The sequence below is a fragment of the Enterobacter sp. E1 genome (assembly GCF_016809815.1).
Taxonomy (GTDB): domain Bacteria; phylum Pseudomonadota; class Gammaproteobacteria; order Enterobacterales; family Enterobacteriaceae; genus Enterobacter; species Enterobacter adelaidei.
Genome location: NZ_JAFBJM010000011.1, coordinates 101,818 through 128,070, shown reverse-complemented (window position 1 = coordinate 128,070; position 26,253 = coordinate 101,818). Strand labels below are relative to the sequence as shown.

At 54.8% G+C, this 26,253-nt stretch carries 26 protein-coding genes; 16 read left to right on the top strand and 10 right to left on the bottom strand.

What is annotated here, in order from left to right:
* Window positions 1–85 precede the first annotated feature (85 nt).
* The 3 genes from JGF26_RS20370 to rluF are packed head-to-tail and all read left to right on the top strand — an operon-like array spanning window position 86 to window position 1,532.
* On the top strand, window positions 86–379 hold the full coding sequence (locus tag JGF26_RS20370) for a type II toxin-antitoxin system CcdA family antitoxin (protein ID WP_134708597.1): 294 nt from the start codon (window positions 86–88) through the stop codon (window positions 377–379).
* The gene (locus JGF26_RS20365) at window positions 357–605 is read left to right on the top strand and encodes a CcdB family protein (RefSeq protein ID WP_240739595.1); all 249 of its coding nucleotides are present in this window, start codon (window positions 357–359) and stop codon (window positions 603–605) included. The genes JGF26_RS20370 and JGF26_RS20365 overlap by 23 nt, the downstream gene beginning before the upstream one ends.
* A gap of 54 nt (window positions 606–659) precedes the next feature.
* Window positions 660–1,532 (top strand): 23S rRNA pseudouridine(2604) synthase RluF, encoded by an 873-nt coding sequence (gene rluF, locus JGF26_RS20360; protein WP_049007759.1) that lies wholly within the window; start codon window positions 660–662, stop codon window positions 1,530–1,532.
* Here the strand turns inward: rluF and JGF26_RS20355 are convergent, their stop codons facing one another.
* The 3 genes from JGF26_RS20355 to lysC form a co-directional block, all read right to left on the bottom strand.
* Window positions 1,533–1,805, bottom strand: coding sequence for a DUF3811 domain-containing protein (locus tag JGF26_RS20355; RefSeq protein WP_028017981.1), 273 nt, complete (start codon window positions 1,803–1,805; stop codon window positions 1,533–1,535).
* A 50-nt stretch (window positions 1,806–1,855) separates the two neighbouring features.
* Window positions 1,856–2,800: a ketopantoate/pantoate/pantothenate transporter PanS gene (gene panS, locus JGF26_RS20350; protein ID WP_028017980.1), complete on the bottom strand. Its 945-nt coding sequence runs from the start codon at window positions 2,798–2,800 to the stop codon at window positions 1,856–1,858.
* A gap of 90 nt (window positions 2,801–2,890) precedes the next feature.
* Window positions 2,891–4,240, bottom strand: a complete 1,350-nt coding sequence (gene lysC / locus JGF26_RS20345; protein WP_134708598.1) for a lysine-sensitive aspartokinase 3 — start codon at window positions 4,238–4,240, stop codon at window positions 2,891–2,893.
* A 375-nt stretch (window positions 4,241–4,615) separates the two neighbouring features.
* Here lysC and pgi point away from each other — a divergent pair, with 375 nt between their 5' ends.
* From pgi to psiE, 6 genes are all read left to right on the top strand, one after another.
* Window positions 4,616–6,265: a glucose-6-phosphate isomerase gene (gene pgi / locus JGF26_RS20340; RefSeq protein ID WP_134708599.1), complete on the top strand. Its 1,650-nt coding sequence runs from the start codon at window positions 4,616–4,618 to the stop codon at window positions 6,263–6,265.
* Window positions 6,266–6,631: 366 nt separating this feature from the next.
* On the top strand, window positions 6,632–6,874 hold the full coding sequence (gene yjbE / locus JGF26_RS20335; protein WP_028017977.1) for an exopolysaccharide production protein YjbE: 243 nt from the start codon (window positions 6,632–6,634) through the stop codon (window positions 6,872–6,874).
* Window positions 6,875–6,936: 62 nt separating this feature from the next.
* The gene (locus tag JGF26_RS20330) at window positions 6,937–7,575 is read left to right on the top strand and encodes a YjbF family lipoprotein (RefSeq protein WP_134708600.1); all 639 of its coding nucleotides are present in this window, start codon (window positions 6,937–6,939) and stop codon (window positions 7,573–7,575) included.
* A complete protein-coding gene (locus JGF26_RS20325) occupies window positions 7,572–8,309 on the top strand; it encodes a capsule biosynthesis GfcC D2 domain-containing protein (RefSeq protein ID WP_129324851.1) in 738 nt (245 codons plus the stop codon). The genes JGF26_RS20330 and JGF26_RS20325 overlap by 4 nt, the downstream gene beginning before the upstream one ends.
* On the top strand, window positions 8,309–10,405 hold the full coding sequence (locus tag JGF26_RS20320; RefSeq protein ID WP_049007752.1) for a YjbH domain-containing protein: 2,097 nt from the start codon (window positions 8,309–8,311) through the stop codon (window positions 10,403–10,405). The genes JGF26_RS20325 and JGF26_RS20320 overlap by 1 nt, the downstream gene beginning before the upstream one ends.
* Window positions 10,406–10,527: 122 nt before the next feature.
* A complete protein-coding gene (gene psiE / locus JGF26_RS20315) occupies window positions 10,528–10,938 on the top strand; it encodes a phosphate-starvation-inducible protein PsiE (protein ID WP_000202963.1) in 411 nt (136 codons plus the stop codon).
* Between the two features lie 97 nt (window positions 10,939–11,035).
* On the opposite strand, the gene malG is transcribed toward psiE, so the two are convergent.
* From malG to malE, 3 genes are all read right to left on the bottom strand, one after another.
* A complete protein-coding gene (malG, locus tag JGF26_RS20310; RefSeq protein ID WP_014830272.1) occupies window positions 11,036–11,926 on the bottom strand; it encodes a maltose ABC transporter permease MalG in 891 nt (296 codons plus the stop codon).
* Between the two features lie 14 nt (window positions 11,927–11,940).
* Complete coding sequence (gene malF / locus JGF26_RS20305; RefSeq protein WP_028017973.1) at window positions 11,941–13,485, bottom strand: maltose ABC transporter permease MalF; 1,545 nt, start codon at window positions 13,483–13,485, stop codon at window positions 11,941–11,943.
* A gap of 121 nt (window positions 13,486–13,606) precedes the next feature.
* On the bottom strand, window positions 13,607–14,797 hold the full coding sequence (gene malE, locus JGF26_RS20300; protein ID WP_032666867.1) for a maltose/maltodextrin ABC transporter substrate-binding protein MalE: 1,191 nt from the start codon (window positions 14,795–14,797) through the stop codon (window positions 13,607–13,609).
* A 372-nt stretch (window positions 14,798–15,169) separates the two neighbouring features.
* Between malE and malK the strand changes: the two genes are divergently transcribed.
* From malK to ubiA, 5 genes are all read left to right on the top strand, one after another.
* Window positions 15,170–16,279: a maltose/maltodextrin ABC transporter ATP-binding protein MalK gene (gene malK / locus JGF26_RS20295; protein WP_028017971.1), complete on the top strand. Its 1,110-nt coding sequence runs from the start codon at window positions 15,170–15,172 to the stop codon at window positions 16,277–16,279.
* Between the two features lie 71 nt (window positions 16,280–16,350).
* Window positions 16,351–17,664: a maltoporin gene (locus JGF26_RS20290; protein ID WP_128348333.1), complete on the top strand. Its 1,314-nt coding sequence runs from the start codon at window positions 16,351–16,353 to the stop codon at window positions 17,662–17,664.
* Window positions 17,665–17,777: 113 nt separating this feature from the next.
* Window positions 17,778–18,734 (top strand): maltose operon protein MalM, encoded by a 957-nt coding sequence (gene malM / locus JGF26_RS20285; protein ID WP_134708601.1) that lies wholly within the window; start codon window positions 17,778–17,780, stop codon window positions 18,732–18,734.
* Between the two features lie 180 nt (window positions 18,735–18,914).
* A complete protein-coding gene (ubiC, locus tag JGF26_RS20280; protein WP_028017968.1) occupies window positions 18,915–19,412 on the top strand; it encodes a chorismate lyase in 498 nt (165 codons plus the stop codon).
* Between the two features lie 12 nt (window positions 19,413–19,424).
* Window positions 19,425–20,294: a 4-hydroxybenzoate octaprenyltransferase gene (gene ubiA, locus JGF26_RS20275; protein WP_134708602.1), complete on the top strand. Its 870-nt coding sequence runs from the start codon at window positions 19,425–19,427 to the stop codon at window positions 20,292–20,294.
* A gap of 87 nt (window positions 20,295–20,381) precedes the next feature.
* On the opposite strand, the gene zntA is transcribed toward ubiA, so the two are convergent.
* Together zntA and JGF26_RS20265 are read right to left on the bottom strand one after the other, a co-directional pair.
* Window positions 20,382–22,553, bottom strand: a complete 2,172-nt coding sequence (zntA, locus tag JGF26_RS20270) for a Zn(II)/Cd(II)/Pb(II) translocating P-type ATPase ZntA (protein ID WP_134708603.1) — start codon at window positions 22,551–22,553, stop codon at window positions 20,382–20,384.
* Window positions 22,554–22,629: 76 nt separating this feature from the next.
* Window positions 22,630–23,256 carry a lysoplasmalogenase gene (locus tag JGF26_RS20265; RefSeq protein ID WP_114979566.1) on the bottom strand — a complete coding sequence of 209 codons (627 nt, stop codon included), beginning with the start codon at window positions 23,254–23,256 and terminating at the stop codon, window positions 22,630–22,632.
* Between the two features lie 129 nt (window positions 23,257–23,385).
* Between JGF26_RS20265 and JGF26_RS20260 the strand changes: the two genes are divergently transcribed.
* Window positions 23,386–23,742: a DUF2500 domain-containing protein gene (locus JGF26_RS20260; RefSeq protein ID WP_049007748.1), complete on the top strand. Its 357-nt coding sequence runs from the start codon at window positions 23,386–23,388 to the stop codon at window positions 23,740–23,742.
* Between the two features lie 54 nt (window positions 23,743–23,796).
* Here JGF26_RS20260 and JGF26_RS20255 read toward each other — a convergent pair whose 3' ends face one another.
* The gene (locus tag JGF26_RS20255) at window positions 23,797–24,078 is read right to left on the bottom strand and encodes a DUF1145 family protein (protein WP_049007747.1); all 282 of its coding nucleotides are present in this window, start codon (window positions 24,076–24,078) and stop codon (window positions 23,797–23,799) included.
* Window positions 24,062–24,664: a 16S rRNA (guanine(966)-N(2))-methyltransferase gene (gene rsmD / locus JGF26_RS20250; protein WP_129324858.1), complete on the bottom strand. Its 603-nt coding sequence runs from the start codon at window positions 24,662–24,664 to the stop codon at window positions 24,062–24,064. Before rsmD ends, JGF26_RS20255 begins: the two co-directional genes overlap by 17 nt.
* Before the next feature lie 127 nt (window positions 24,665–24,791).
* Between rsmD and ftsY the strand changes: the two genes are divergently transcribed.
* Window positions 24,792–26,252 (top strand): signal recognition particle-docking protein FtsY, encoded by a 1,461-nt coding sequence (gene ftsY, locus JGF26_RS20245; RefSeq protein WP_128348331.1) that lies wholly within the window; start codon window positions 24,792–24,794, stop codon window positions 26,250–26,252.
* Window position 26,253 lies beyond the last annotated feature (1 nt).

Here is a 26,253-nt window from a genome sequence, read left to right as displayed (position 1 = left end):
CGCCTCGCAAAACCGTTTTGCGAGGCGTGACACCTTATAAAGCGCCATTTACTCTTCAGACCTTACATTTTTAAGGGAATAGAAAATGCTCGTTTATTACGCTACTCTTCGCCAATTCATGCGCATTCCGATGGGGGTTCTCATGCGCACTACTCAAGGCATTAAAAAATCAGTTAATGTGTCGTTAGCACCAGAAATTCTTGAAGAGGCGCGACGGCTTAAACTTAATCTATCCGCTGTACTCACGGCTGCGCTGCAGGAGCAGTTTCGTGCGCATCAGCGCGCCGAGTGGTTAGCAGAAAATAAAGCTTCTATTGAGGTCATTAACCAGTGGGTTGATGAAAACGGCTCTTTTAGTGACTTTCAGAGGTCGTTCTGATGAAGCAGTCCTGGTCGCCCCCGCAGTTGAGCTTAGCCACCTGGGAGGCATTCAACCGCCTGCGAAAGTGTGCCCTGTCGTTGAGATAGCGGGTAAGCCCTGCGTGGTCATGATGCACATGATGGCAGGCATATCGCCAAAAGAGTTAGGCGAGCGTGTCGCCGATCTTACGCAAAACCGGGCTTCATTGCGGGATGCACTCGATTTTTTGATCAACGGTTACTAACACTTTTTTGTCAGCCGCAAGGTAAGGTATATTTCGCCCTTCACAGGAGAAACTATGCTGCCAACTCAATCAACCCGATTAAACAAATACATTAGCGAGAGCGGGATCTGCTCACGTCGCGAGGCTGACCGTTACATTGAACAGGGTAACGTGTTCCTGAACGGCAAACGCGCCACCATTGGCGACCAGGTCGTCCCTGGCGATGTGGTTAAAGTGAATGGTCAGGTCATCGAACCCCGCGATGCCGAAGACCTGGTGTTTATCGCGTTGAATAAACCGGTTGGTATCGTCAGTACCACGGAAGATGGCGAGCGAGACAACATCGTTGATTTCGTTAATCACAGCAGCCGTGTCTTCCCGATTGGTCGACTGGATAAAGACTCCCAGGGGCTGATTTTTCTCACCAACCACGGCGATCTGGTGAACAAAATTCTGCGCGCCGGAAACGACCATGAGAAAGAGTACATCGTCACGGTGAATAAGCCTGTGACGGATGAGTTTATCCGTGGGATGGGGGCGGGCGTGCCAATTCTGGGCACCGTTACGAAGAAGTGTAAGGTGAAGAAAGAAGCACCGTTCGCGTTTCGTATTACGCTGGTCCAGGGTTTAAACCGCCAGATCCGCCGTATGTGTGAGCACTTCGGTTATGAAGTGACGAAGCTGGAACGCACGCGCATCATGAACGTCAGTTTGTCCGGGATCCCGCTGGGTGAATGGCGTGATTTAACGGATGACGAGCTGATCGAGCTGTTCAAGCTTATTGAGAATTCTTCATCCGAAGCAAAGCCGAAGGCCAAAGCCAAACCTAAAACCCAGGCGATTAAGCGCCCGGTGGTGAAGGCGCCGCAGGCGGAAGAGAAAGGACGCGGCAAACCGGCCAACGGGAAACGCTTTACCCAGCCTGGCCGTAAAAAGAAAGGGCGCTAATCAGCGCCTTCCACGAGTCGATGTGTTGGCAGACCACGAGAAGGTCGCCTCCGCATCGGGTTTATAAGCCTGCTGCTTTTTCAGTTTGCGGGCTTTTTTCGCCTCAGCCTCACGCTGTGTCATCAATTTGTCGATGTACTCTTTTTTAACCTGGTTCGTTTCGGCGTTCGTCAGCGTGCGGCCATGGGCGATACGGGCGCGGTCGAGAAGCGTTTTCAGTTCGCGCTGCTCGGCTTCCGTCATGTCTTTCTGGGTCAGTCGTGGTGTAGCCATTGCTGAAGCCTCCTGATGGGGAGGCTTCAGTGTAAAGCAAGCCGCGTAAATTAACTCTGCTTCACCGCATCTTTTTTGGGTTGTTCATCAATCGGCTTACCTGACCAGTAACCCGCCAGCAGCGAACCGGAGAGGTTATGCCAGACGGAGAACAGCGCGCCAGGTAGGGCCGCCAGTGGTGAGAAGTAAATCTTACCGAGTGCTGCCGCCAGACCGGAGTTCTGCATTCCCACCTCGATTGCCAGCGTGCGGCAGGTGGACTCGTCAAAGCCAAACAGCTTCCCGCCCCAGTAACCACCGAGTAATCCAATGGTGTTATGCAGCACTACCGCGACGATCACCACAAAGCCTACAGAAGCAATGTGTGAGGCGGAACCCGCGACCACGGCGCTGATGATCGCCAGAATGCAGACCATCGAGAACGCCGGCAGATACGGTTCAACCGTTTTCACCACGCGCGGGAAAAGATGGTGAATGACCAGTCCCAGCGCAATCGGGATCACCACGATTTGCAGGATGCTGAGCAACATGCCCATGACGTCCACCTGAATATGTGCGTCCACATATAAGCGCGTTAAAAGTGGGGTAGCAATCACGCCAACCAGCGTGGAAACGGAAGAGATAGTGACGGAGAGTGCCACATCGCCTTTCGCAAGGTAGATCATCACGTTGGATGCTGTACCGCTGGCCACGCTGCCCACCAGCACCATCCCGGCGGAGAGATCGGGCGGCATCTTAAAGGCCATCGCCAGAAGCCACGCGGCGAGCGGCATCACCAGGTAGTGCAGGAATATGCCTGCAGCGACGGGGGCCGGGCGCGACAGCACGCGTTTAAAATCGTCGATTTTCAGATGCACGCCCATACCGAGCATGATCAGCATCAGCAGGGTGGTGACCCATGGACCAATACCGGTGAACGAGGTGGGCGTGTAATACGCGACTACGGAGAGCAGCAGCGCCCATAACGGGAACAGCCGTGTGATGGCGGATAACATAGGTATTTCCTTGCGATTGTGTTGTGTTTAGTTATGAAAAAGCCGGGTCTGTGCCCGGCTTATAGGTATTGTTTATCGTGCTAACGAATTTTATTCAAACAAATTCTGATGAAGTTTCTGCACCACCTGCTCCGCCTGATCGGCAGGGACCAGGAAGCAGAGGTTATAGCTGGATGCACCGTAACAAATCATACGGATGTTGAACGGGTCGAGTACGCCGAAGACCTCTTTCCCTACGCCGCAGGCACGCGACAGCTTGTTGCCAATGATGGCAACCAGCGCCAGATTTTCTTCTACTTCCACGCGGCACAGTTCAGAAAGCTCAATCAGCAGTGACTGCGTCAGCAGGGTGTCACCAGTGGAGGTGGAACCGGTGGTGTCCAGCGTCAGCGCGATGCTCACTTCGGAGGTGGTGATCAAGTCTACAGAGATGTTATGGCGCGCCAGAATGCCAAACACTTCCGCCAGGAAGCCACGGGAGTGCAGCATATTGTGGCTGTGCAGGGTGACCAGCGTCTGGCGACGGCGCAGGGCTAACGCGCGGAACAGTGGTGGATTTTCCGTTTTCTTGCAGACCAGCGTCCCGCCCGCTTTCGGATCTTTACTGGAGCCGACGAAGACCGGAATATCGCTACGTACGGCTGGCAAAAGGGTTGCCGGATGCAGCACTTTCGCACCGAAGGTGGCCATTTCAGCCGCTTCTTCAAAGGCGATCACATCAATACGTTTCGCCGCAGAAACAACGCGCGGGTCGGTGGTGTAAATGCCCGGAACGTCAGTCCAGATATCCACGCGCGTTGCATGCAGGGCTTCGCCCAACAGTGCGGCGGTGTAGTCGCTGCCGCCACGGCCAAGCGTGGTGGTACGGCCTTTAGATTCGCTGCCGATAAAGCCCTGGGTGATCACAATACCATCTGCCAGACGGGGAGCCAGCTGCTGGTTGGTCAGCTCCGCCAGCGCTTCAACGTCCGGCTCGGCGCGGCCAAAGCGATCGCTGGTACGCATCACTTTGCGCACGTCAAACCACTGCGCCTGAATGTTACGCTCGCGCATGATTTCCACAAACAGCAGGGTGGACATCAGCTCGCCGTGGCTGACCAGCTCGTCGGTCAGGGCGGTGGAGGTGGCCAGAGAAGCCGCTTCTGCCAGCGTGGTGATATTTTCCAGCAGGCGTTCCACTTCTTCGCGGATGACATTCGGGTTCTGCAGACGTTCAAGGATGTCGAACTGAATTTTGCGCAGTGCATCCAGCTTAACGAAACGCTCGGTCGCTTCCAGTCCTTCAGACAGAGAAACCAGCAGGTTCGTCACGCCAGCAGAGGCAGAAAGCACCACCAGGCGGGTATTCGGATCGGCTAGCACCACATCGGCGCTGCGGTTCATGGCATCGTAATCGGCCACACTGGTGCCGCCAAATTTGGCGACCACAAAACTCGTCATAACAACCTCGTGTCAGGGAATGAATAAAGCGACCTTGGCACAAGAATGAAACGAAAACAGGTGCAGGCGCAAAATACGGCCCTATAAATAAAATGCGGGGGAGGTCCTGTCAATGCCGGGATTATGCGGATTTTTCATGGGGGGGTACCCCTGAGAAACAGGACTTATAACAGGGCCATATTTTATGCTTCATTTTACCCGGTTTTGACCGACATTTCGCCGCCGCAGGAGCGCTCTCCAGCAGCTATACTTTTCGGGTCTTTTCACCTGCGTTTGATGCAGGCCAGGGCAATGGCATAAAAACCATCACAATTTTTATTTGCAGGCGCTACAATCGACCGCAGTCACAATTCTCAAATCAGAAGAGTATTGCTAATGAAAAACATCAACCCAACGCAGACCGCTGCCTGGCAGGCACTACAAAAACATTTTGATGAAATGAAAGACGTCACTATCGCGGAGCTGTTCGCGAAAGATGCCGATCGTTTCAACAAATTCTCCGCGACCTTTGATGACCTGATGCTGGTGGATTTCTCCAAAAACCGCGTTACCGAAGAGACGCTGGCGAAACTGCAGGATCTGGCAAAAGAGACGCAGCTTGCTGACGCCATCAAATCCATGTTCTCCGGTGAGAAGATCAACCGCACCGAAGACCGTGCCGTGCTGCACGTGGCGCTGCGTAACCGTAGCAATACGCCAATCATCGTTGACGGCAAAGATGTAATGCCGGAAGTGAACGCGGTGCTGGAAAAGATGAAAGCCTTCTCCGAAGCGATCATCTCTGGTAGCTGGAAAGGCTACACCGGCAAAGCCATCACCGACGTGGTTAACATCGGTATCGGCGGTTCTGATCTCGGTCCATTCATGGTGACCGAAGCGCTGCGTCCATATAAAAACCACCTCAACATGCACTTTGTCTCTAACGTCGATGGTACCCACATCGCCGAAGTGCTAAAGAACGTGAACCCGGAAACCACTCTGTTCCTGGTCGCATCTAAAACCTTCACCACTCAGGAAACCATGACCAACGCCCACAGCGCGCGCGACTGGTTCCTGAAGACTGCAGGCGACAACAAGCACGTGGCGAAACACTTCGCGGCGCTGTCCACCAACGGCAAGGCAGTTGGCGAGTTCGGGATTGATACCGCGAACATGTTTGAGTTCTGGGACTGGGTGGGCGGCCGTTACTCTCTGTGGTCTGCAATCGGTCTGTCCATCATCCTGTCTGTCGGCTTCGACAACTTCGTTGAGCTGCTCTCAGGCGCGCACGCGATGGATAAACACTTCTCCAGCACCGCACCAGAGAAAAACCTGCCTGTGCTGCTGGCGCTGATTGGTATCTGGTACAACAACTTCTTCGGCGCTGAAACCGAAGCGATCCTGCCATACGATCAGTACATGCACCGTTTCGCGGCCTACTTCCAGCAGGGTAACATGGAATCTAACGGTAAATACGTTGACCGTAACGGAAACGCCGTGGATTACCAGACCGGTCCAATCATCTGGGGTGAGCCGGGCACGAACGGTCAGCACGCGTTCTACCAGCTGATTCACCAGGGCACCAAAATGGTACCGTGCGATTTCATCGCCCCGGCTATCACCCATAACCCACTGTCCGACCACCATCCGAAGTTGCTGTCTAACTTCTTCGCCCAGACTGAAGCGCTGGCATTTGGTAAATCCCGCGAGGTGGTAGAGCAGGAATACCGTGACCAGGGTAAAGATCCGGCAACCCTGGATCACGTTGTGCCGTTCAAAGTGTTCGAAGGCAACCGTCCAACCAACTCCATCCTGCTGCGCGAAATCACGCCGTTCAGCCTGGGGGCGCTGATTGCCCTGTACGAGCACAAAATCTTCACGCAGGGCGCGATCCTGAACATCTTCACCTTTGACCAGTGGGGCGTTGAGCTGGGCAAACAGCTGGCAAACCGTATCCTGCCAGAGCTGGGTGACGATAAATCGATTGCCAGCCATGACAGCTCGACAAATGGTTTGATCAACCGTTATAAAGCATGGCGTGCGTAATTAAAATGTCATGAAAAATGCCGGCGATATGCCGGCATTTTTTTATCGGATAATTCCTGATGTCTGTTAGTTAACTCAAATTCTGGATCTGAGTTTAATCCGAAAAAGACGCTTAACCCGTTAATTGCTGCGGTTTATTTTAAGAAAATACGCACTAAGCTGTTAATATGTATATATTATAAATTATTGATTTTCATTGATTATATATTTATTTTATTTTTATTCTATTTCCATTTTAACCATTATTCCGAAAACCCTACCCCTATTTCCCCTTACGGCAATCCCACGGCAGTAGTTGTGTATACTCGATTCCGCCTGAAATTCTTATCGGGCAAATCTCCATTCATTCATTGAAGGGAAATTGTTATGAAGAAAGTACTGTATGGCATTTTTGCCATATCTGCGCTTGCGGCGACATCTGTCTATGCAGCTCCGGTTCAGGTCGGGGAAGCGGCAGGGTCGGCTGCGACGTCTGCGTCTGCGGGAAGTTCTACCGCAGCCAGCGCCAGCACCGTAAGTTCAGCCGTGGGTGTCGCGCTGGCGGCAACCGGTGGCGGTGATGGCTCCAATACCGGAACCACGACCACCACAACGACCAGCACCCGATAATTCCGGGTGTTTTAATCATAACCACACTTCGGTGTGGTTATTTCGCCCTTCGGAGAAGAGTCGTGAAGCGACCTGCAATCATCATGATTTGCCTGCTCTTGCAGGCGTGCTCAGCCACCACCAAAGGGCTGGGGAACTCACTGTGGGACAGCGTGTTCGGCACACCGGGTGTACATCTGACCGATGATGAACTTCAGAACATGCCGTATGCCAGCCAGTACATGCAGTTAAACGATGGCCCGCAACTGTTTGTGGTGCTCGCTTTCGATGAAAACGGGCAGCAGAAATGGGTGACGCAGGATCAGGCCACCATCGTGACGCAGCATGGACGTCTCGTGAAAACCCTGTTGGGCGGAGACAACCTGCTTGAGGTGAACAATATCGCTGCTGACCCGCTTATCAAACCCAACCAGATCACCGACGGCGCAAGCTGGACGCGCACGATGGGCTGGACCGAGCATAAACAGGTGCGTTACGCCACCGCACGCTCTACCTTCCGTTGGGAGGGGACGGACAGTGTCAGCGTGGCAAGTGACACAACCCAGGTTCGCGTGCTCGATGAAGAAGTGATCACCGACCAGGCCACGTGGCATAACCGTTTCTGGGTCGACGATGACGGACAAATCCGTCAGTCCCTGCAGTATCTCGGTGCGGGATTCTTCCCGGTCAAAACTACGCTTATCAAGGCCGCGAAATCATGAAAACACTTATTCGCGTGGCGCTGATCGCCAGTTTTGCCGCGCCGCTTGCCTGGTCTGCCGGAACGGTGAAGGTCTATATCCCGGACAGCACGCAGCCCAAAACACTGACCAACGCCGGGCATCTGATCGATCTCGTCGGCCAGCCCAGACTGGCGAACAGCTGGTGGCCTGGCGCGGTGATCGCTGAACGCCAGAAAACCGCTGAAGCGGAACAACAGTACAAGGCGCTCCTCGCCAGGCTGACGGGGTTAGCGGAGCAGGAAGAGGGTGACGATGCGGCGGCGATTAACAGCGTTCGCCAGCAGGTTCAGGCCCTGAAAATCACCGGTCGGCTACCAGTGAACCTCGATCCGGATGACGTGCGCGTGTCGGAGAACGGTAACCCGGCTCTGGAAGGGGAATATACGCTCTGGCTGCCTGCACAACCCTCAACCATCACCGTTTTTGGTCTTATCAGCCACCCCGGGAAAAAGCCCTTTACGCCCGGTCGTGACGTGGTGAGCTATCTCGACGAGCAGAGCCTGTTAAGCGGTGCGGATAACAGCTATGCCTGGGTGGTTTACCCTGACGGGCACACACAAAAAGCGCCAGTGGCCTACTGGAACAAACGCCATATCGAACCTATGCCTGGCAGCATCATTTTTGTCGGTTTTGCCGACCATTTCTGGACGAAGGCGTATGACGGACTTAACGCCGATATCCTTCGCTCCCTGATACAGCGGATTCCGGAATAATGAAAAGAACCTATCTCTACAGCATGCTGGCACTTTGTGTGAGTGCCGCCTGCCATGCAGAAACGTATCCGGCACCTATTGGCCCGTCCCAGTCAGACTTCGGTGGCGTCGGTTTACTGCAAACGCCCACCGCACGTATGGCGCGTGAGGGTGAGTTGAGCCTTAACTATCGCGATAACGATCAATACCGCTACTACTCCGCGTCGGTGCAACTGTTTCCGTGGCTTGAAACCACGCTGCGCTATACCGACGTGCGTACGAAACAGTACAGCAGCGTAGAGGCGTTCTCCGGCGATCAGACCTACAAAGATAAAGCCTTCGACCTCAAAGTACGTCTGTGGGAAGAGAGTTACTGGATGCCGCAGGTCTCCGTCGGCGCAAAAGATATCGGCGGTACCGGTCTGTTTGATGCGGAATACATCGTTGCCAGTAAAGCCTGGGGACCATTTGATTTCTCACTCGGTCTGGGCTGGGGTTATCTCGGTACCAGCGGCAACGTCAAAAACCCGTTTTGCTCCTACAGCGATAAATATTGCTACCGCGATAATAGTTACCAGAAAGCGGGTTCGATCAACGGCGACCAGATGTTCCACGGACCGGCGTCGCTGTTTGGTGGCGTCGAATACCAGACACCCTGGCAGCCGCTGCGCCTGAAGCTGGAGTATGAAGGGAATGACTACTCGCAGGATTTCGCTGGCAAGATTGAACAGAAGAGCAAGTTTAACGTCGGCGCCATTTATCGCGTCACCGATTGGGCCGACGTTAACCTCAGCTACGAGCGTGGCAATACCTTCATGTTTGGCTTCACGCTGCGCACTAACTTCAACGACATGCGCCCGCACTACAACGATAACGCACGGCCTGCATACCAGCCGGAGCCGCAGGACGCCATCCTGCAGCACTCGGTGGTGGCAAACCAGCTGACGTTGCTGAAATATAATGCGGGTCTGGCGGATCCGAAAATTCAGGTAAAAGGCGATACGCTGTACGTTACCGGCGAGCAGGTGAAATACCGCGACTCACGTGAAGGGATCGAGCGCGCCAACCGGATCGTCATGAACGATCTCCCGGATGGGATCCGCACGATCCGCGTGACGGAGAACCGTCTCAACCTGCCGCAGGTGACGACGGAAACGGACGTCGCCAGCCTCAAGCGCCATCTGGAAGGTGAACCGCTCGGGCATGAAACCGAGCTGGTGCAAAAACGCGTAGAGCCGATCGTGCCAGATACCACCGAGCAGGGCTGGTATATCGACAAGTCGCGCTTCGATTTCCATATCGATCCGGTGCTGAATCAGTCCGTCGGCGGGCCAGAGAACTTCTACATGTATCAGCTGGGCGCGATGGCGACAGCGGATCTGTGGCTCACCGACCACCTGCTGACCACCGGTAGCCTGTTTGGCAACATTGCTAACAACTACGACAAGTTCAACTACACCAATCCGCCAAATGACTCGACGCTGCCGCGCGTGCGCACCCGCGTGCGTGAGTACGTGCAGAATAATGTCTATGTGAACAACCTGCAGGCCAACTACTTCCAGTACTTCGGCAACGGCTTCTACGGCCAGGTGTACGGCGGATATCTGGAAACCATGTTCGGCGGCGCTGGGGCAGAAGTGCTTTATCGTCCTGTCGACAGCAACTGGGCGTTCGGGATTGATGCCAACTACGTCAAACAGCGTGACTGGCGCAGCGCCCAGGACATGATGAAGTTCACTGACTACAGCGTCAAAACCGGCCACCTGACCGCCTACTGGACGCCGTCGTTTGCCCCTGACGTGCTGGTGAAAGCCAGCGTCGGCCAGTACCTGGCGGGCGATAAGGGCGGCACGCTGGATATCTCCAAACACTTCGACAGCGGCGTCGTGGTGGGCGGCTATGCGACCATCACCAACGTCTCGCCGGACGAGTACGGGGAAGGGGACTTTACCAAAGGGGTTTACGTGTCGATTCCGCTGGATCTGTTCTCGTCAGGCCCAACCCGCAGCCGTGCGGCGATTGGCTGGACGCCGCTGACGCGCGACGGGGGTCAGCAGTTGGGTCGTAAGTTCCAGCTGTATGATATGACCAGCGATAAAAACATTAACTTCCGCTGATGCCTGACCAGCCCGGTGGTACTTCACCACCGGGCGATCGCGCGAAATATAAACAAAAAATATAGATCTCCGTCACATTTTTGCGTTATACAGGAACCTCGCCCCGGAGAATGAGGTGCTGTATGACATCCCTGACTCGCCCGCGCGTTGAGTTTATCTCAACTATCCTCCAGACCGTGCTGAACCTCGGTCTGTTGAGCCTTGGACTGATACTGGTCGTCTTTTTGGGAAAAGAGACGGTGCATCTGGCGGATGTGCTGTTTGCCCCTGAACAAACCAGCAAATATGCGCTGGTGGAAGGACTGGTGGTCTACTTTCTCTACTTTGAATTTATCGCCCTGATTGTGAAGTACTTTCAGTCCGGCTTTCACTTCCCGCTGCGTTATTTCGTCTACATTGGGATCACCGCGATAGTGCGGCTGATCATCGTCGATCATAAATCCCCGCTCGACGTGCTGATCTACTCGGCGGCGATCCTGCTGCTGGTAATCACCCTCTGGCTGTGTAACTCGAAGCGGCTGAAACGCGAATAAAAAAATGGCGGCCCGGAGGCCGCCTAATAACAGTCACAAGTTGGGTCAATACAATACGTCTAAAGTTGAGGGTTGCAGTGGCATAACAAAATGAAACTTAACCTTTCACACCGCCCGCCGTCAGGCCATTCACCAGCCAGCGCTGCGCCAGCAGGAATACCACGGTAATCGGGATGGCGGAGAGCACGGCCGCCGCGGCAAAGTCGCCCCACAGGTAGTTTTGCGGGTTGAGGTATTGCTGCATACCGACGGCCAGGGTGTAGCTATTCACATCACGCAGTAACAGAGAAGCGACGGGCACTTCGGTGATGGCGGCGATAAACGACAGGATAAACACCACCGCCAGGATAGGCACCGACAGCGGCAGCAGCACCAGACGGAACGCCTGCCACGGGGTTGCACCATCCAGTGCCGCAGCTTCTTCCAGCGAGCCGTCGATGGTTTCGAAATAGCCTTTGATGGTCCACACATGCAGTGCGATACCGCCAAGATAGGCGAAGATTACGCCACCGTGGGTGTTCAGGCCGATAAACGGCACGTACTGGCCCAGACGGTCAAACAAGGCATACAACGCGACCAGCGACAGTACCGCCGGGAACATCTGGAAAATCAGCATCCCTTTCAGCAGTGAGGCCTTGCCCGGGAACTTCATACGGGCGAAAGCGTACGCACACGTGGTGGAGAGCGTCACGATACCTATCGCGGTGATCCCGGCGATTTTCACCGAGTTCCATAGCCATAACAGCACCGGGAACGGCGGCGGTGTGACGCGACCATCCGCGTGCTCTACGCTGAAGCCCAGCGCGAGCTTCCAGTGCTCCCAGGAGATTTCATCCGGGATCAGGCTCCCGGTGGCGAAGTTACCCGAACGCAGGGAGATGGCGATGACCATCAGTAGCGGGAACATGATCGCCGCGATGAAAATCAGCAGGCCTAAATGCGTCGCCAGGAGGCGCAGTTTCTGAGATTTGGGTTGTACCATAGCCATGATCGATGCCCTCCTTAGTCAAATTTCATTCGTGTGGCTTTCAGGTTCACAATCGCCAGAGCGCCAACCAGCAGGAAGATCAGGGTGGCAATCGCCGCCGCCAGACCGAAGTCCTGACCACCGCCGCCTTCGAAAGCAATACGGTAGGTGTAGCTCACGAGCAGGTCGGTATAGCCTGCCGGCGTGGTAGTGCCAAGACGGTCAGGGCCGCCGTTGGTCAACAGTTGAATCAGCACGAAGTTGTTAAAGTTGAAGGCGAAGCTGGCAATCATCAGCGGCGTCAGCGGCTTAATGAGCAGCGGCAGCGTAATCTTAAAGAAGTTCTGGAACGGACCCGCGCCGTCCATCGCCGAGGCTTCGTACAGATCGTCCGGGATCGCTTTCAGCAGCCCCATGCACAGGATCATCATGTACGGATAACCCAGCCAGGTATTGACGATGATAATCATCGAACGGGCAGTCGTCGGGTCGCTGAACCAGGCCGGTTTGATACCAAACAGCGCGCTCAGCATCATGTTGATTTCACCGAAGCTCTGGTTAAACAGCCCTTTGAAAATCAGAATCGAAATAAACGACGGTACGGCATACGGCAGAATCAGCAGTACGCGATAAATCGCTTTGCCTTTCAGGGCTTCCCACTGCACGAGACAGGCCAGAACCATGCCCACAGCCACGGTCAGGATCACGGTCAGAACCGAGAAGACCACCGTCCAGACGAAGATGGCGAAGAACGGTTTCTGAATACCTTCGTCGGTAAACACGCGGGTAAAGTTGTCCCAGCCGATGGTGACGGTATAGCCCGGGCTGAGCTTGTCATCACCCCATTTGCCATCGGCAGTAATGGACTGATAGAAACCAATGTCGTTGTTCGGACGATATTTCACGCCGCTCTGGTTGTTGGTCAGCGTGCCGTCATCCGCCAGCGTGTAGAGTGGCTGCGTGCCGGAGAACTGGCGCAGTGAGCTCATGGTCACTTTGCTTTCGTCTGGCAGTACGGCGGTGAGCTGGGTCAGCGCCTGACGGTTCTGGGTAATGACGCGCAGGTTGGCACGTTCACCTTCCGGCAGCGCTGCGGCCTCTTTTAAGGCCAGCTTCTGCTCGCCGCCAAATTTGAACGCGTCGGAGACATAGTATTTGCTGCTTGCTTCGTCAGTAAGCGCTAACTTCCACTCGTTCCCCGCAGGATACAGGCCGAAATTAAAGGTCTTGCCTGCCTGATAGGAGCGATCCAGAAGCACCTGCGTTGCGCGTTCTTGCGCCAGCTGGTTGGTGCTGCTGTAGTTGGTGAACGCAATGGCAATAGTACAAATCAGCGGGAAGAGAACAAACAGCCCCATCCCGGCGACGCCTGGATAAACATAACGCCAGGCATAGGCTTTACGGTTGGCGAAAATATACAGGCCAGCAGAGCTTAAAATCAGCGTCATGATGGCAAACAGATATTCCCCTTGTACGTACATTAAAACAACAAGGTAACCCACCAGCAGACACAGCAGACCCATCACTGACCATTTCAGCGCGTCGCTTTGCCACCAGCGTTTCTTTTTAATGACATCCATGGGGTTCTTCCTCTACAACGGTGGAAACTTATCGTCAGGTGGCGCTGCGCTTACCTGACCTACGGATCGTGCCGTAGTCGTAGGGCGGGTAAGCGCATGCGCCACCCGCCGTTTTTCAGACTTACTTAGTAATACGACCCTGCGCATCTTTCAGCGCGGCATCAACAGTCTGACGACCGCTTGCCGCATTGATGACCGCAGTACGGGTGGCGTACCAGAACGCTGCCATTTGCGGGATGTTCGGCATAATTTCGCCTTTCTGAGCGTTATCCATGGTGGCCGCAATACGTGGGTCTTTTGCCAGATGATCCTGGAAGGATTTCAGCGCAACGGCACCCAGCGGTTTGTCCTTGTTCACTTCATCCAGACCCTGATCGGTCAGCAGGTAGTTTTCCAGGAACTCTTTCGCCAGCTCTTTGTTCGGGCTTGCCGCGTTGATACCCGCGCTCAGCACACCAACGAACGGTTTAGACGGCTTGCCTTTGAAAGTTGGCAGCAGCGTCACGCCGTAGTTGATTTTGCTCTTGTCGATGTTGGTCCAGGCCCACGGACCGTTGATGGTCATCGCGGTTTCGCCTTTGTTGAACGCCGCTTCCGCGATGGAGTAATCGGTATCCGCGTTCATATGTTTGTTCTTGATGAGGTCAACCAGGAAGGTCAGACCCGCTTTCGCGCCAGCGTTATCCACGCCCACGTCTTTCACATCATACTTGCCGTTTTCAAACTTGAACGCGTAACCACCGTCCGCAGCAATCAGCGGCCAGGTGAAGTACGGTTCTTGCAGGTTGAACATCAGCGCGCTCTTACCTTTCGCTTTCAGCTCTTTATCCAGTTTCGGGATCTCTTCCCAGGTTTTCGGTGGGTTAGGTACCAGGTCTTTGTTGTAAATCAGAGAAAGGGCTTCAACCGCGATTGGGTAAGCAATCAGCTTGCCGTTATAGCGAACGGCGTCCCAGGTGAACGGGAACAGTTTGTCCTGGAAGGCTTTGTCCGGCGTGACTTCTGCCAGCAGACCCGACTGCGCGTAACCACCGAAACGGTCATGCGCCCAGAAGATGATGTCCGGGCCGTCACCAGTTGCTGCAACCTGTGGGAATTTCTCTTCCAGTTTATCCGGGTGTTCTACGGTCACTTTGATCCCGGTGTCTTTCTCGAATTTTTTACCCACTTCGGCCAGGCCGTTATAGCCTTTATCGCCGTTAATCCAGATTACCAGCTTACCTTCTTCAATTTTGGCGAGAGCCGGTGCGGAAATCATCATTGCTGCAAGGGCGGACAATGCGAAAACACGTGCGCCAGTCTTGATCTTCATATCTGCCATCCTTTTTTGGTGATGTGCTCGTGGATACAATGAGGTGGTTCAACGTGACTCAGTCTCCTTATTTGACATCCTCTTTCCATCCTCCCAACCCCTACGCCCCACCCCCGGTTTGTGTGATCTTCGTTGCATAAATTTAAGTTATGAGTGCTGGCGCACATAAAAACACACTGAATTTTGCAGGTGGCTTCACGAATTTTGCCTCATCCCTCCAGCCGCGGTCGCAGAGCCTGCTCCCTCATCCTCCCGCCTCCTCCCCCATAAAAAAGCCGGGGGGTGGAGGATTCGGGAAAGTAATGGATACCCCATAGTGAACTTATCTTGAATGTTTCTGTCGGCGACAGGTTGTAACGAAGGGAGAAGGGCATGGCGAGCGTACAGCTGCGTAATGTAACGAAAGCCTGGGGTGACGTTGTGGTGTCGAAAGACATCAATCTGGACATCCACGAAGGTGAGTTCGTGGTATTTGTCGGCCCATCAGGCTGCGGTAAATCTACTCTGCTGCGTATGATTGCCGGTCTTGAAACTATCACCAGTGGCGATTTGTTTATTGGTGACACCCGTATGAACGACATCCCGCCTGCCGAACGTGGCGTAGGCATGGTGTTCCAGTCTTATGCGCTTTATCCCCATCTGTCCGTTGCCGAAAACATGTCCTTTGGCCTGAAGCTGGCGGGTGCGAAGAAAGACGTGATTAACCAGCGCGTCACGCAGGTGGCGGAAGTGTTACAGCTGGCGCACCTGCTTGAGCGTAAACCGAAAGCGCTTTCCGGTGGTCAGCGTCAGCGTGTGGCGATTGGCCGTACGCTGGTGGCGGAACCGCGCGTGTTCCTGCTCGATGAACCCCTTTCTAACCTGGATGCCGCTCTGCGTGTCCAGATGCGTATTGAAATCTCCCGTCTGCACAAACGTCTTGGCCGCACGATGATTTACGTCACCCACGATCAGGTCGAAGCGATGACGCTGGCCGACAAAATTGTGGTGCTGGACGCCGGTCGCGTGGCGCAGGTGGGCAAACCGCTGGAGCTTTATCACTACCCGGCAGACCGCTTTGTTGCGGGCTTCATTGGCTCACCAAAGATGAACTTCCTGCCCGTCAAAGTGACGGCAACTGCGATCGAACAGGTACAGGTGGAGCTGCCAAACCGCCAGCAGGTCTGGCTGCCGGTCGACAGCGCCAACGTACAGGTAGGGGCAAACATGTCCCTCGGTATTCGTCCTGAGCACCTGCTGCCGAGCCACATCGCCGATGTGACGCTGGAAGGTGAAGTTCAGGTTGTCGAACAGCTTGGTCACGAAACACAGATTCATATCCAGATCCCCGCCATCCGTCAGAACCTGGTCTACCGCCAGAATGACGTGGTGTTGGTAGAAGAGGGTGCCACATTCGCTATCGGCTTGCCGCCAGAGCGTTGCCATCTGTTCCGTGAGGATGGCACTGCATGTCGTCGGTTGCACAAAGAGCCAGGCGTTTAAGCAATCCCAATAGAAGACACGAAACCGACAGGTGAAGTGTTCAAAGAAAAGCAATGATCTCAGGAGATAGAATGATGATTACTCTGCGCAAACAAGTCCCTCTGGCAATCGCCATTGCGGCAGGCATCCTGTCTGCCCAGGCGGGTGCTGTGGACTTTAAAGGTTATGCTCGTTCCGGCATTGGCTGGACAGGGAGTGGCGGTGAGCAACAGTGTTTCCAGGCAACCGGTGCACAAAGTAAATACCGTCTCGGTAACGAATGTGAAACCTATGCGGAATTGAAACTGGGCCAGGAAGTGTGGAAAGAAGGCGATAAGAGCTTCTATTTCGACACCAACGTTGCGTATTCCGTCTCTCAGCAGAACGACTGGGAATCTACCAGCCCGGCCTTCCGTGAAGCTAACGTGCAGGGTAAAAACCTGATTGACGCACTGCCAGGTTCCACCATCTGGGCCGGTAAGCGCTTCTATCAGCGTCATGACGTTCACATGATCGACTTCTACTACTGGGATATTTCTGGTCCTGGTGCGGGTATCGAAAACATCGACCTGGGCTTCGGTAAGCTCTCTCTGGCTGCAACTCGTTCTTCTGAAGCGGGCGGCTCAGCGACCTTTGCCGATCGTGACGCGCTGGGTAACCGTATTTATGACAACCTGGTACCGAACGATGTCTTCGACGTCCGTTTAGCACAGATGCAGGTCAATGAAGGCGGTACGCTGGAGTTCGGTGTTGATTATGGTCACACCAATATTCCAGATGACTACTACCTGCAGCCTGGCGCATCTAAAGACGGTTGGATGTTCACTGCTGAACATACCCAGAGCATGCTGAAGGGCTTCAACAAGTTTGTGCTGCAGTACGCAACTGACTCTATGACCTCCAACGGCAAGGGCCGTCCGGAAGGTGGTAGCATCAACAACAACGGCGACATGTGGCGTGTTCTGGACCACGGTGCGATCTCTCTGGGCGACTCCTGGGATCTGATGTACGTAGGTATGTACCAGGACATCAACCTGGATAACAACAACGGCACCAAATGGTGGACCGTCGGTGTGCGTCCTATGTACAAATGGACGCCAATCATGAGCACCCTGTTAGAAGTGGGCTACGACAACGTTAAGTCTCAGAAAACCGACGACACCAACAGTCAGTACAAAATCACCCTGGCACAACAATGGCAGGCAGGCGACAGCATCTGGTCCCGTCCAGCTATCCGTGTCTTCGCAACTTACGCGAAGTGGGATGAAAAATGGGGCTACGCGAACGGCGACTCCGGTGCAGGCTACGACTCTGGTATTGCGTACAGCGACACGTCCGCAAAAACCTTCAGCCGCGGCGACTCTGATGAGTGGACCTTCGGTGCCCAGATGGAAATCTGGTGGTAATTCGTTAGACCTGACGTAATGACCTAAAAGAGGGGCGCAAGCCCCTCTATCCTTAGGGTGCTGCGCGCTATTGCCTGGCCACCGCAGTGCTCACGCTATCAGAGGTAATAACAATGAAAATGAAGAAAAGTCTCGTCGCGCTGTGCCTCTCTGCGGGGCTGATGGCCTGTGTTCCGGCGGTCTCCTTTGCAGACGTGAATTTCGTACCACAAAATACCAGTGCTGCGCCGGCTATCCCGGCGGCGGCGCTCCAGCAACTGACCTGGACGCCAGTTGATCAATCCAAAACGCAGTCGACACAGCTTTCTACGGGCGGCCAGCAACTGAACGTGCCAGGGATCACCGGGCCGGTTGCCGCCTACAGCGTGCCGGCCAACATTGGTGAGCTAACCCTGACGCTGACCAGCGAAGTGAACAAGCAAACCAGCGTCTTCGCACCTAACGTACTGATTCTGGATCAGAACCTGACGCCATCTGCTTTCTTCCCAAGCGAATATTTTAGTTACCAGGAACCAGGCGTGATGAGCGCTGACCGTCTGGAAGGTAAAATGCGCCTGACGCCTGCCCTGGGTCAGCAGAAGATTTATGTTCTGGTTTTCACGACCGAAAAAGATCTGCAGCAGACCACTAAGCTTATCGATCCGGCAAAAGCCTATGCGAAAGGCACCGGCAACTCGGTTCCGGATATTCCGGATCCATTAGCGCGTCACGTCACCGACGGTTTGCTTAAGCTGAAAGTCTCAACAAACAATGCATCCAGCGTGCTGGTTGGCCCACTGTTTGGCTCTTCCGGTACTGGCCCTGTCACAGTAGGCAATACAGCCGCGCCTGTGTATGCCGCTCCAGCCGCCGCAGCCGCTGCCGCACCGGTAGCCGCCGCTGCACCCGCCCCATCGAAGAAAGCTGAACCGGTTCTGAACGACACCGAAGAGTACTTCAACAACGCCATTAAGCAGGCGGTGAAGCGCGGCGATGTCGATAAAGCGCTGAAACTGCTTGATGAAGCCGAACGTTTAGGTTCAACCACTGCCCGTTCCACCTTTATCAGCAGTGTAAAAGGCAAGGGGTAACCGTTTCCCCACAGTGCTGATTTGTTAGTAGTTTGGTGCGCCTGAGTGGGCGCACTTTTTTTGGTATTCTCCGGGCTGTTGCGCTCTTGTTGCGATAGTGATCGTTAAATAACGTTTGGCCGCCCTCAATCTGCTTTTCTGCGATACAATGCCATCACGTTATGTATCGGAGAGTCTGGCATGTCACACCCTGCGCTAACGCAACTGCGTGCGCTGCGCTATTTCGACCAAATACCTGCGCTTGATCCGCAGCAACTGGACTGGTTGCTGCTGGAAGATTCCATGACGAAACGTTTTGAGCAGCAGGGTAAAACGGTCACGGTGACCCTGATTCAGGAAGGGTTTGTCTCTGGCGATGAGATTGCTGCCGAGCTGCCGCTATTGCCGCAAGAGCCACGTTACTGGCTGCGTGAAATTTTACTCTGCGCTGATGGCGAGCCATGGCTTGCCGGGCGGACGGTGGTGCCCGAATCCACCCTTTCCGGGCCCGAGCTGGCGCTGCAACGGCTGGGGAAAACGCCTCTGGGGCGTTATCTTTTCACCTCGTCTGAGCTTACCCGAGATTTTATTGAGATTGGTCGTGATGCCGAACTGTGGGGGCGTCGTTCCCGCCTTCGCCTGAGCGGTAAACCGTTAATACTGACGGAGCTTTTTTTACCGGCATCGCCGTTGTACTAAGAGGAAGAAAAAATGGAGTGGAGCCTGACGCAGAATAAGCTGTTGGCCTATCACCGCTTAATGCGTACCGATAAACCGATTGGCGCGTTACTGTTGCTGTGGCCGACCTTATGGGCGCTGTGGGTCGCGACGCCGGGCGTGCCGCCGCTGTGGATCCTGGGCGTATTCGTTGCCGGCGTCTGGCTGATGCGCGCGGCAGGCTGTGTGGTCAATGACTATGCCGATCGTAAATTCGACGGGCACGTAAAACGTACTGCCGGTCGTCCGTTACCCAGCGGGCAAGTCACCGGGAAAGAAGCCCGCGTGCTGTTCATTGTTCTGGTGCTGCTCTCTTTCCTGCTGGTGTTAACCCTTAACACCATGACCATTCTGCTTTCCGTTGCGGCGCTGGCCCTGGCCTGGGTTTATCCGTTTATGAAACGCTATACCCATCTGCCTCAGGTGGTGCTGGGGGCGGCATTTGGCTGGTCGATTCCGATGGCATTTGCGGCTGTTAGTGAGTCCTTACCACTCAGCTGCTGGCTGATGTTCCTGGCGAATATTCTCTGGGCCGTGGCATATGACACGCAATACGCGATGGTAGACCGCGACGATGACCTGAAAATTGGCATCAAATCAACCGCTATCCTCTTTGGTCGTCAGGACAAGCTGATTATCGGTATCCTGCAGGTCGCGGTACTGGCACTGATGGTCGCGATTGGTCGCCTGAACGGGCTGAACTGGGAGTTTTACTGGTCCGTGCTGGTGGCGGGCTTGCTGTTTGCGTACCAGCAAAAGCTGATTGCGAAGCGCGAGCGTGAAGCCTGTTTTAAGGCGTTTATGAATAATAACTACGTCGGTCTGGTGCTATTTTTAGGCCTGGCGATGAGCTATTTCTTATAAAAAAGTCGGGTGGCGACTTCGCCTTACCCGACCTACGAGTTAGCAGAACATGTAGGCCCGGTAAGCGTTAGCGCCACCGGGCTTTTTTTACCGGCGACGTAGCAGCCGAAGCGCGTTCGCCGTCACCAGCACCGTTGCCCCGGTATCCGCCAGCACCGCCAGCCACAGCCCGGTCATGCCGAGCAGGGTGGTCACCAGGAATATCCCTTTCAGCCCGAGCGCAATACCGATGTTCTGACGGATATTGGCACGCGTCGCTCGCGCAAGATCGATCATCTGCGCCAGCCCGGTCAGGCGGTTGTGGGTCAGCGCCGCGTCGGCCGTTTCCAGCGCCACGTCGGTACCGCTGCCCATCGCAATACCAATGGTGGACGCTTTCATCGCCGGGGCATCGTTAATCCCGTCACCAACCATCGCCAGCGGGGCATGAGCGTTCAACTCTGTGACTGCGCTGACCTTATCTGCAGGCAACAATCCGGCTTTAAATTCCAGCCCCAGTTCATCGGCAATTGCGGCTGCCGCACGAGGGTTATCGCCTGTAAGAATAACGCCCTGTACGCCCAGTTGATGTAGCGCCGCCACGGCTTCTTTTGCATCATCACGCAGGGTATCGCGCAATGCCAGCATTCCCCTCGCCACGCCGTCCTGCATGACGACTACGACCGTTTGCCCGGCCTGTTCTAACGCCTCAACCTCTGGAGTAGAAGACTTGCCAGCCGCGACAATCAGCACCTTTTTACCGTCGACGACGGCCTCAATGCCTGAGCCCATCAGTGCCCGCTGGGAAGTTGCCGCAGGGATGGTGAGTTCACGCGCCTTCGCTTCACGCACAATCGCCTGCGCCAGCGGGTGGGTTGAACCTTGCTCTACGGCAGCTGCCAATGTCAGCAGTTCGTTTTCACTGATTTCCTGCGGATAAACACCGGTCACCTGCGGCTTACCTACGGTCAGCGTACCGGTTTTATCGAAGGCAATGTGCTGAACCTGGCTTAGCTGTTCCAGGGCGGCTCCGCCTTTGATCAGCGCTCCGCGACGTGCCGCCGCCGCAAGCCCGGATGTGATGGCCGCCGGGGTGGAGATCACCAGCGCACACGGACAGCCAATCAACAACAGCGTCAGACCTTTATAAATCCAGCCTTCCCACGGTGCGCCGAAAAACAGGGGTGGAACGACAGTGACCAGCAGGGCAACCAGCATGATGGCGGGGGTGTAAATCCTGCTGAAGCGATCGATAAACCGCTCAACTGGCGCGCGACGCTCTTCGGCTTCCTCAATCAGCTTCAGAATACGGTCGATGGCGCTGTCACCGGGTTCGGAAAGCACCGTCAGTTGCACCAGACGATCAACACTGGTGGCACCCGCAGGCACTTTTTCACCGGTTGTACGTTCAACCGGAATCGATTCTCCGGTGAGGGCACTTTCGTCGAAGCTTGCTGTTGCGGTGAGCAACTCACCGTCTGCAGGCAGACGCCCGCCTGCGGCGACTTCAATCACATCGCCCGGGCGCAGCGTGTTGATGGCGACGGTTTCCCGGTTGTCGTTGATCACGCGTGTGGCGGTTTCAGGTTTCAGGGCCATTAGCGCGCTGACTCCTTTACGCGCGCGGCTGGCGGCCCAGCCCTCAAGACGTTCACCGATTAAGAACAGCAGCAGCACCATTGCCGCTTCTGCTGTCGCACCAATAAACAGCGCGCCAATAGCGGCCACGCTCATCAGCGTTTCGATGGCAAACCAGCTTCCGCTTTTCATCAGCCGCAATGCCTGACGGGCAATTGGGAACAGCCCAACCAGCGTGGTGGCGATGAATGCCAGATTGCCGAACGGATGGTTAATCTGTTCCAGTCCCCAGCTCAGGGCCATCATGATGATGAGGGTAATAAGCGGTAGATTTTCTCGCAGGGAAGAGGTTTTTTCTGCAGGCGCATTTTCGCTACGCAGACTGTAACCCGCCTGACTTACGGCAGCTTCAACCTGTTGGATAACGTCGTTATCCGCGCTGACCAGCAGCTTTTCAGTGGCAAACAGAACCTGGACATGACTCACTCCCGGCACCTGTTTTACCGCGTTTTCAACTTTACGGGCGCAGGCGGCGCAGTCCATACCGTTGACGACCCAACTGTAGCGGTTGCCGTTTTCAGGGAGTATTTCGGTTTGTGTTTCGCACACACCTTCGCAGCAGCAGTCGTCCTTCGGCGGAACCGGACTGAGCTTAAGTGCTGAGAATTGTGGGACTTTTTTTGGTGTTTCTGGAGTCGACATGGCAGTCTCCGGCAATGATAATTTTCTCATTAACCGCAGCATACACTCTGGAGTCGACTCCAGAGTCAAGGCTTATTTAAATATACAGCGAGCGTACGATCAGGAAGTGTCCGGCAAAGTAGCAGGCGGCGGCAATCGCGTTATCCGCCCGGAAACGACGGCGATAGTGGCTGCCCAGCCACACGATATTCCCGAGTAACAACAGTGCTGCACCGAAGAACGCCGACATCGCCGGCGCCGTTGGACGGAAGAACCAGAGTTCGCCTGCCAGCCATACCATCACCAGCGTCATGGCGATAAAGGTGCAGACCGGCAAACGCATCTCTTCCAGACGCGACCAGATCACCGCGATAAGCAGTGCGCCAATCACCAGCAGTACCAGCGGCAGCGGCCAGAAGAATGAAAGCGTCATCTGGCTGGCAAAGTAGATGGTATACAGCAGATGGGAGAGGAAGAACGCCCCAACGGCGTACAGCAGGCGCTGACGTGGCAGCAGGGTTAAGGCATCGCCAATCAGGGAAGCACACAGCCCGGCGAGGACCAGATAGCTTATGGCGTTAAACATCGGCGCTTGCCAGGCCAGCAGCAGCAGGAGCAACAGCGTGACCGGTTTAAACAACCAGCGCTGCCAGGTGGGACCGCGGTACGACGCATCGACATAAAGCCATGCGGAAAAACAGACAGCGATAAATGACCAAAGCATATTAACTCCCTGTATCTGTTAAGGCTGAATAATCAGTTTCTGATCCAGTGTAGTGATGCGGACGGGCGTTTGGCAATGGCAGGGAAGGCAGGGTATCCTGAATTCCGCATAATCTGATGGGATTTTAGAATGAGCAAGATGCCGCTGTTTTTCATTATCGTGGTGGCGATTATCGTCATTGCCGCCTCGTTCCGTTTCGTACAGCAGCGCCGCGAAAAGGCGGATAACGATGCTGCACCGCTACTGCAAAAGCGCGTGGTAGTGACGAACAAACGCGAAAAACCGCTTAACGACCGCCGTTCACGCCAGCAGCAGGTGACGCCAGCAGGCACGACAATGCGCTATGAAGCGAGCTTTAAGCCGGAAACCGGCGGGCTCGAGATGACCTTCCGCCTGGAGGCGCAGCAGTACCATCAGTTGACGGTGGGGGAGAAAGGGACGCTGAGTTATAAAGGGTCCCGATTCGAAGGTTTTACGCCTGAATAATGCTCGATCGGTTCCCTCTCCCTGTGGGAGAGGGTGAGAGCATCAGGCCGCACCTTACTTCTTCACCTGCGCCTTAAATTTCTTCATCCACACCAGCAGTTCAAACACGCCGAAAATAAAGACGCGCAGCTGCTGCCAGCCGGTCATCTGCGGGCCATCTTTTGGCAGACCATTTTTCAGCATTACCATCTGCAGGGCGTGCATAAACGATGTGAAAACCAGCGCGACGTTAACAAAAATATTCATCGGTCGCGGGAACGGGTGCACCAGGTTGAGAATTAAAAACGCCCAGACGCCCAGCATCAACAAACGTCCCAGATTAATCAGTACCGGCATCGGATTCTCCTTGAGCCTGACGGTGATACAGACGATAAGCGACCTGACCTGCCACTTTTTCACGGTGCAGATCCCAGTGAGCGGGAACTGGCGGTAAACCGTTTTCCACTTCACTTTCCACGTAAATTAATGCGTCATCTGCCAGCCAGCCATTTTGCTCCAGCAGGGATAACGTCTCTTCCAGCAGCCCCTTACGGAACGGTGGGTCGACAAACACCACGTTATGTGGCGTACCTTTCTGCGCGAGGAAACTCAACGTGTTGGTGTTCACGACTTTAGCGTTGGTTGCCTTTAGCGTCGCCAGATTTTGCTGTAGCGTCTGCGACACGCCGCGTTCCATCTCCAGCAGCGTGGCGCTGGCGGCATAGCGTGACAGCGCTTCCAGTCCGAGTGCGCCGCTTCCGGCGAAACAGTCGAGACAGTGGGCGTCTACCATTGACGGGGCCAGCCAGTTAAACAGCGTCTCGCGTACGCGGTCGGTAGTAGGGCGTAAACCGGGGCTGTCCGGCACCGGTAGTTTCCGGCCTCGCCACTGACCGCCGATAATACGAATTTGACCGGCCGGGGCGCGGTTGGGTTTCTTCATCTCAGGAAAGCTCTGTTAACAATTGGCCTGCGATTGCGGGCGGTGATGTCAATTAAGTAAAGTGTTAGACTATTTCATCATTTTTTTAGCTTCCATGTATATAGCGCCGCGAGGAGTGTAGTCGCAGATGGCAAAACAAAAAAAACGTGGCTTCTTTTCCTGGCTGGGCTTCGGTGAAAAAGAGCAAGAAACAGAACAGAAAACCGAAGAGCAACATGCCGTTGAAGAGCAGTCGCAGCCTGAAACGCCTGTAGAAACCGCCGCGGTTGTCGAAGCGGAAGAGACGGCACACAGCAAAGAAGAGATTGAATCTTTCGCTGAAGAGGTGGTTGAGGTCACTGAACAGGTTCAGGAAAGCGAGAAGCCAGAACCGGTTGTCGCCGAAGAGATTCCCGAAGCGCCACAGGCCGTCATCGAACACGAAGAACTGCCGCTGCCGGAAGAGGTGAAAATCGAAGCCGTTTCTGCCGAAGAGTGGCAGGCCGAAGCGGAAACCGTTGAAATTGTTGAGGCGGTGGAAGAAGAAGCCGAAAACGAACCTGAACTAACCGACGAAGAGCTGGAAGCGCAGGCGCTGGCAGCAGAAGCGGCTGAAGAAGCGGTTATCGTGGTGCCAGTGGAAGAGCAGGCCGAAGAGGAGATCGTTCAGGAACAGGAAAAACCGACCAAAGAAGGTTTCTTCGCCCGCCTGAAACGCAGCCTGCTTAAAACCAAAGAAAACTTAGGTTCCGGATTTATCAGTCTTTTCCGCGGCAAGAAGATCGACGACGATCTGTTTGAAGAGCTGGAAGAGCAACTGCTGATCGCCGACGTCGGTGTGGAAACCACCCGTAAGATCATCACCAACCTGACCGAAGGGGCGAGCCGCAAACAGCTGCGTGACGCCGAAGCGCTGTACGGTCTGCTGAAAGACGAGATGGGTGAAATTCTCGCAAAAGTTGACGAACCGCTTAATATTGAAGGCAAAACGCCATTTGTTATTCTGATGGTTGGCGTGAACGGTGTGGGTAAAACCACCACCATCGGCAAGCTGGCGCGCCAGTTCGAACAGCAGGGCAAATCGGTGATGCTGGCGGCAGGTGATACCTTCCGTGCAGCAGCGGTTGAGCAGCTGCAGGTGTGGGGCCAGCGCAATAACATCCCGGTGATTGCCCAGCATACCGGCGCGGATTCCGCATCCGTTATCTTTGACGCCATCCAGGCGGCGAAGGCGCGCAACGTGGATGTACTGATTGCCGATACCGCAGGGCGTTTGCAGAACAAATCGCACCTGATGGAAGAGTTGAAGAAAATCGTCCGTGTGATGAAAAAATTGGACGAAGAAGCACCGCATGAAATTATGCTGACCATTGATGCCAGCACCGGACAGAATGCCATTAGTCAGGCAAAACTGTTCCATGAAGCGGTAGGACTGACGGGGATCACGCTGACCAAACTGGACGGCACCGCCAAAGGCGGGGTGATCTTCTCCGTGGCCGATCAGTTCGGCATTCCTATCCGTTACATCGGTGTGGGCGAGCGTATTGAAGATTTACGTCCGTTTAAGTCGGACGACTTTATTGAGGCACTATTTGCCCGAGAGGACTAAC